Source organism: Erythrobacter sp. HI0063 (assembly GCF_001635685.1).
In the GTDB taxonomy this organism is placed as follows: Bacteria; Pseudomonadota; Alphaproteobacteria; order Sphingomonadales; family Sphingomonadaceae; genus Qipengyuania.
The window spans coordinates 1-6,298 of sequence record NZ_LWFF01000004.1 but is presented as its reverse complement, the minus strand read 5'-3'; the positions used below and the strand labels follow the sequence as shown (position 1 = coordinate 6,298).

The following is a 6,298-nucleotide window of genomic DNA, read 5'->3' as shown; positions in this document are numbered from 1 at the left end:
CTGTGTCGCGCCCCGCCAGTTCCGCCAGCGTCTCCAGCATGGCATCGAACACGCCGGTCGTAACCCATCGTCGATAGCGCCGGAAAACGCTGTTCCACTTGCCATACTCATCCGGCAGGTGACGCCACTGCGCTCCGGTCCGCGCGATCCACATCATGCCTTCGAAATAGGGGCGGTTGTCCTGCGCCGGACGGCAGCCACGACCCCGCTCAGGTGGCAGCAGCGGCCCGATCACTTCCCACTCTTCGTCCGTAACGCCAATCCGCTCGCCCAAGGCTGCCTCCAAAAGCCAGCCTTGAATCAAGGTCCGAGTCCACAGTCAAGCTTTGTCCACGAAACCTAGTGCCAAAAGCGGGCTGTAAAGGAACATCACCACTAGGATTGCAATTGCTAGAACACCGTCCAGCGCAGTGACCACTGATCCTTTGATCAACAAGTCTTGGATCGGTTGCAGCGATTGAAAGCGAGAGAGAATGTCGCCGACATGCCGTCGCTCGAACCACTCCACTGGCAATCGAAATAGCTGGCGGCCGATATTGCTGGCCATGACGAAGCTGAGTAATGTTCCGGACGAAAGGAAAACGAACGATCGCAGGAAGTGCGAGATCGCATAGATCAGCGCAAATAGGCCGAAGCCGACGCTTAAAACCACAAGGAAGGGAATATCGTATGACGGTATGACGTGATCTACTGCCAACTGCAGGAAATACGGCGAAAGAAGGACAAAGCCTTGCGTTATTACGGTTAGGACCGCGATTTGTAGTAGCGTCCGCCGGAGCCCGGAAACCCCATGCCACAACTGGGAAAATCGTAATTTCGGTGACGGTTCAGGCTGCTTGAAATCTTCAATCGGTGCCAGCTCGAGAGCGATCCCGGTGAAGTGTTCGGACAACTCCTCGATTGTCAGTTTCTTAATTGAAGCCGCTGGATCGAAGATAGTCGCTTTTCCGCTCTCGATCTTCTGTAGGACGACATAGTGGTTAAGATCCCAGTGGAGGATCGCGGGAAGTTGCAGATACTCAAGCTCGTCCAAGGGAACTTTGAGTGGGCGTGCCGACAAACCTAGCTTGCTCGCTACGACCATCAGTGTGTTGATCGTCGCTCCGCGCTGTGAAATCGAAAAACGTCGCCGAAGATACGGCATGTCGAGATCCAAGCCCCAATTCGATGCGACCATGGCCACGCAGGCTAGGCCACATTCCGACATCTCAGTCTGGCGGATCAGCTTCATCCGACCGCTTGGGAATATGCCGAGGTCCAGCTTCATATCGCCGCCATGATCATAGCTGCAACCCGGCGCGTCTTGCCATGATCTGGTCCAATATAGTCGCACTTCCGGTGCGAATTACTGCTTGAAGCTCCATCCCCTCGACCGTGCTTATTGAGGAGAGTAAGCTCGATTCTTTGTCCAAGCGGGCGAAGGCGCGATATAATGGGGCGCTCTGGTCTGCCTGACCGCTGCGCTCTGGAACGGTCGCGATCCGCACAATCTGAGCCGCGACGGTTCCATGTTGCTGGTATGGAAACGACGCTACTCGCAATTCGACCGATTGACCTTGCTTAATGCGGCCGATGGCGCTGGCTGGTATCCTGAGTTCGACAAGCCACTCCAGCCGGTTCTGGGCGACCAACAGGATTTCTTCGCCAGCAGCCACCCGTTGCCCTTTCGAAAGCCACGCAGCGCCGATCCGTCCGGATATCGGTGCGATAAGTTTCACCCGCGAAATCCGCTCTGTTTGTGCACTTTCTTGACCGAGCGACTCCCTTGACGCTCTGAGAGCGGCAAGACGCGTTTCATAAGTGGCTACATCTCGTCGCAGTCCTGCGCGCTCAACCGCAATTTTCGCATCTGTATCGACGATCTCCTGCCTTAACTGGGAAAGTACCTGTTCTCTCGCGAGGACGCCTTCCTCGCGCTTCGATAGATCCTGGCGGCTCAGAAAACCGTTCTTCGCAACTTCCCGTGCTACGTTCAAATTCTCACGAGCATTGGCCAGCAGCTTCTGTTGCCGCACGATCTGATCCTGCGTGGCAACTCTTGACGACTGGAGAGCGCCGATGCGCGAGCGCCTTTCCACCTCGGCCTGCTCAGCATTCCGGCCCGCGATGGCCATCTCGTCTATCAGCAAAGAACGCCTCGCCTCGATTCCCTCGGAGACGACCTGTGCGGCGCTACCACGAGACCCAATGGCGGTAAGGTCGGTAACGGTTACGAGACCATCGCCTTCTTGAACGACATCGCCCTCACGCACCGAGATTGACGTGATGGTCCCCTCGATCGGGCTGTCCACAGAAACCGGTTTCCCGTGCGGCCAGAGCGTTCCCTCGATTACCTCGGTGCGCGCCAATGGAACAAGCGTGACAAAAGCGATTCCGCCAGCGAATATTGTCAGCAGGATCACCGATATGATCTGCCAGCTAATCGAAGGCAGCAGATTGACGCGCCCTTCGTTCTTAACCTTCCGTGCATCGTATACTTCCGAACGAAACAGGCCGGACTCGCGCGATTTGCCCGTCGCTTGCCTCGTTTCGTAATCGGTCAAGCTGACACCCTATTCGTAGCTTTTGAACGACGAGATTGCTTCTTCGTGAGTCTCGCGTAGGGCCGATTCGAACGAGAGATACTCTTCATCGGCGAGAACCTCGCTCAAGCGCGGAGTGGCGGTGCCGAGTTCGTGACCCGCGAGCATGTGCAGGTACGGACCGAGAAGATCAATCTCGGGATTGATATCTTCGATCCAAAGAAACTGTGCGGAGGGATTGACCTCAAGAAACCAAATTTTTCCCGATTGGTCGACAATCGCATCGATACTGCCAAAAGCCAAACCTAAGGACTGCATGAGGCGCCGGCAGCAGTTATAGGTGGCGACATCCAGCCGATGGTCATTGACAGGAATATCGTGACCGGCTGCGCGCCAATCTACCTTTCCCCCGTCGGTTGCCTGACTATCGATCTTCACGGTCACCGCTACTTCCCCAAACATGGTGATGCGAAGTTCGAATGCCTTCTTAATTTCCTCTTGCCAAATTGCGGGAGAATAGCTCAGCGAGGCGTCGTCCAACATCAATTCTTTATCGGGCCGAGAGGTCATGGTAACGAACTGACGCTCGCTCAAATCCTCCCAAATAGCCGGTGTGAAAGCTTTGAAGACAACTTTGTAATCGGCCTTTTCGACGAAGGCTCGGATATCTTGCGGATCGTTCGAGATGCAGGTCCGCGGAACATTGAAACCGACAGATTGGGCGACCATCAATTGCTTGACCTTATTGGCCTCGCGCGATGCTCGCGGATGATTTATCCACTTGGCCGAGGGGAGCAGGCTATCAAGAATTCCAATGCCGAAATGTTCGAATTCACGATTGGCGATGTCCCTGTCAGCCGGATGGAGGTCGTCAGGCAGTACCGGACCACTCCATTTACGGAAAAGGACTACCTCGGCGTGCTCTTGTCGTTTGCCCGCCAGTGAGACTTGGACCTCCTCGCCAAGACGTATCGAAGCTGTAGTCCGTTTCGGTAGGTCGGCGGGTGACCAAAATTGCACGTCGTGGCCGACTTTAGACAGTTGAAAAGCAGCGATGGTTGCATGCTGGTCGATAGGTAGTGAAACGATCAGAAAGCGCAATTTTTGGCCCATCTTTGCAAAGCGCCCCGCTGAGAGTTTTTGAAAGGAGTCAAGGTTTGACAAGCAATGATACTTCTCTATCGTACAGGATGCTCATGTGAGCAAGGGAAAGGAAAAGTCTATGAAAAAGCAATCGCTAAAAAGCACGACCGTGAGGCTAGCACAACGGCGCATGGCAAGAGAGCTTTCGCAGGACGAAATCCAACAAGTCGCCGGTGGACGTTATACGAAGGTCTATGGTTGTGGCGAGATGTGCGACACCGAAGCGTATTAATTAGCTAATATCCAAAAAGCGCCGCTGACCTCTTTAAAGGTTAGCGGCCTTTTCTTTAGCTGTTAACTCGAGAGTATCGAGAAACTTCCTGCTATCCCCATAGGCGCAAATTAAGATGCGTTCTCCATCTACATGGATGGATACGATGGGCAATTGCAGGCTACCCACTATCTTGAACATTCGACCGGCGTCCCTCTTGTCCATCAGGCAGCGGAAAAGGTGAAAACCTCGAGCCAGATCTAGTTGCCCGATCTGGGTTAACACCCGATCGCACCTCCCACAATTTGGTAAGGTATACACTGTAACGGCAAAGTCGACCGTCGCTAGGGCGCGTTCCAGATCAGCCATGCGATAGCTGCGAACCGGCATAATCCTCTGTTGAGATCGCTCGATTGATGGTTTGACCTTCAATTTTCTTTTCTTCCTAGGTACCCTGCAACCACCATTGGCTTCAATCGAGAGGGGCTGGCGTTGAGCGGTAAGTTGTATAGCGCAGCTAGATAGGACTCGTCGAAGACAGTCATCGATAGTTCGACTTCGTCCGCTTTTGTGGAGAAAAGCTTTAAAATGGATTCGGGGCGATCGCCTTGCCACTCGGCACGTATCTCACTCGGTGCCAGCAGTCGCATCGCGGCATAATCGGCCAGCTGAACGAGCGTAAGCCCCTCAAGCCTTCTAGCATCGAAAACAACGATCGAATTAACAAGGGCCGCACTCTGTTCTAATCCCACTCGGCGAGCGCGTGCGTCCGTGTTGACCTTGGTCGCCACAGCCATCGGTAAGGTAAGGCCCGGAATCGTGGCACTGTGAGGTGCCGGTCGTCCCAGCGCGGTACGTACTTCCTGCGAAGTCCAAGCGAATACAGGATCGCCGCGTAGCATGGCGGCTTCGAACTTGCGTTGTTCGTTAACCGGCATAAGTTTGGACTGCTCGCTTCTGGCCTCGGAAACGAAAGCTTCCGGATCGTCAACAATGACGACCAGTGCATTCGTCTTGCAGTCTGGGCGCGCGAAGCTCACTCCAGCATTCTTGCCGCGAAATTCGATCATTTCACGAAAAGTGGCTTGCTGCCGCGAATTGAGACCGGCGAAGCCGAGGCATACCGGATCGATAAATCTAGCAATAGGATCGGTCGGCCCAGCAGAAGGGAAAATTCGATCAACGCCCTGTCGGATAGCATCTATCTCACTCTGGCGTTGGCCAGTTACGATGATTGTTTCCTTGAGGTCGTCGTTTTCAGTCGGTGTTGCTTCTTGCGCAGTCAAGGCCTGAGCCGTTAGCGTCACAAGCGGTCCGAACAAAAAACTCATACGAAAGTTCATGGCGCTTCCTCTACGGACGGTTTTCCCCGTTTAAACTCAATGCCGTTATATCAAGACTACACTGTTTCCCGTCCAACACCACAGCAAGTTGCTACGCTTGTATCGACGGGGACGGCTGGCGGGCAGATCATCAGCACCACACTACATTAATCGCCCAGCATTCTCACGACCACACTTCGATCTAGGCGGCAAATCAAACCGGGCACTCGCTGCCACGCTCCCCGGGTTACTGCGGACTTTTCTAGCCGCAGTCGCATCGGTCAATTGTCACCACCGACCGCCCCTTTAGCTTGCGTACGCATGAACTGGAGTATGGATAATGGTGGGGGGTTCGATTGATGGGGGCTAGCCGTGCTCTGATCATTGCTTGTCTGTGTCTGTCTCCCGCATCGGTCCGGTCCTTTCATCGTTGGGGTGATGACGGACCGGCCTGGGGATGGAGTAGGGGAGCAGACCGGCCCGCCATCGGTTGCAATTATCGTCTCAAGGGCTGCCTGATCGCCACATGGCGTTTGTTCGCTAGGCATGCCGATTCTGCGATGATATCACGGCAAAGCGCAACGGTACCGCTCTTTTGGATGCTCTCGCGTCTCGGCGCATATGTAGGGATAGCCTGAAATCGGCATCCATGATCCCCTAAAGGGGCCCAGATTGCTGACAGCCGTCGCAAATTTGGCTGTAATTATTGAACAATTCCGGCGAACCGGCGGCTTGGCATTTCCAGCGCCGTCGCATGTTCGTCAACAAAACCAACCACCTGCAGCCCGACCGACGGCGCTGCTTTTATCTCGCGATCTTATTTGGCTTCGTTTTTGAGCAAGTATTCGCCATCGTCGTTTCCTCTCTTTAGCACTATTGGACCAAATATTCGACGCTCTCGTGCGCAGGTCTGCGAAGTCGCGTTCAAGGTCTGATACGCCGCGCAATCTTCCGTGCTCATCGCGGCCGGTATCGCTCTGCATTGAGGCGGTACTTTGGTACGCGCGGCACATGTCGCTATCGGAGTTACGGGGCATCGTCACAGGCAATCAAGCGTGGTCAGTCTGCACTGCCACAGGCGAGATATCGTGCTTCCCGTT

At 54.5% G+C, this 6,298-nt stretch carries 7 protein-coding genes; 2 read left to right on the top strand and 5 right to left on the bottom strand.

The window, feature by feature from the left end; translation table 11 throughout:
• From A3736_RS00670 to A3736_RS00655, 4 genes are all read right to left on the bottom strand, one after another.
• A partial coding sequence (locus tag A3736_RS00670) for a transposase (RefSeq protein ID WP_197465427.1) occupies positions 1 to 274 on the bottom strand: 274 nt, incomplete at its 3' end.
• A 45-nt stretch (positions 275 to 319) separates the two neighbouring features.
• Entirely contained in the window at positions 320 to 1,267 is a 948-nt protein-coding gene (locus A3736_RS00665; RefSeq protein ID WP_067677933.1) for a cysteine peptidase family C39 domain-containing protein, read from the bottom strand.
• Between the two features lie 13 nt (positions 1,268 to 1,280).
• Positions 1,281 to 2,543: an HlyD family secretion protein gene (locus tag A3736_RS00660; RefSeq protein ID WP_067677930.1), complete on the bottom strand. Its 1,263-nt coding sequence runs from the start codon at positions 2,541 to 2,543 to the stop codon at positions 1,281 to 1,283.
• 9 nt (positions 2,544 to 2,552) lie between these two features.
• Complete coding sequence (locus tag A3736_RS00655; protein ID WP_156501894.1) at positions 2,553 to 3,623, bottom strand: hypothetical protein; 1,071 nt, start codon at positions 3,621 to 3,623, stop codon at positions 2,553 to 2,555.
• A 121-nt stretch (positions 3,624 to 3,744) separates the two neighbouring features.
• Between A3736_RS00655 and A3736_RS16865 the strand changes: the two genes are divergently transcribed.
• The gene (locus A3736_RS16865) at positions 3,745 to 3,897 is read left to right on the top strand and encodes a hypothetical protein (RefSeq protein ID WP_197465426.1); all 153 of its coding nucleotides are present in this window, start codon (positions 3,745 to 3,747) and stop codon (positions 3,895 to 3,897) included.
• 407 nt (positions 3,898 to 4,304) lie between these two features.
• Here the strand turns inward: A3736_RS16865 and A3736_RS00640 are convergent, their stop codons facing one another.
• Entirely contained in the window at positions 4,305 to 5,219 is a 915-nt protein-coding gene (locus A3736_RS00640) for a hypothetical protein (RefSeq protein WP_067677919.1), read from the bottom strand.
• Between the two features lie 685 nt (positions 5,220 to 5,904).
• Here A3736_RS00640 and A3736_RS16860 point away from each other — a divergent pair.
• Entirely contained in the window at positions 5,905 to 6,069 is a 165-nt protein-coding gene (locus tag A3736_RS16860) for a hypothetical protein (RefSeq protein ID WP_156501892.1), read from the top strand.
• Positions 6,070 to 6,298: the final 229 nt, after the last annotated feature.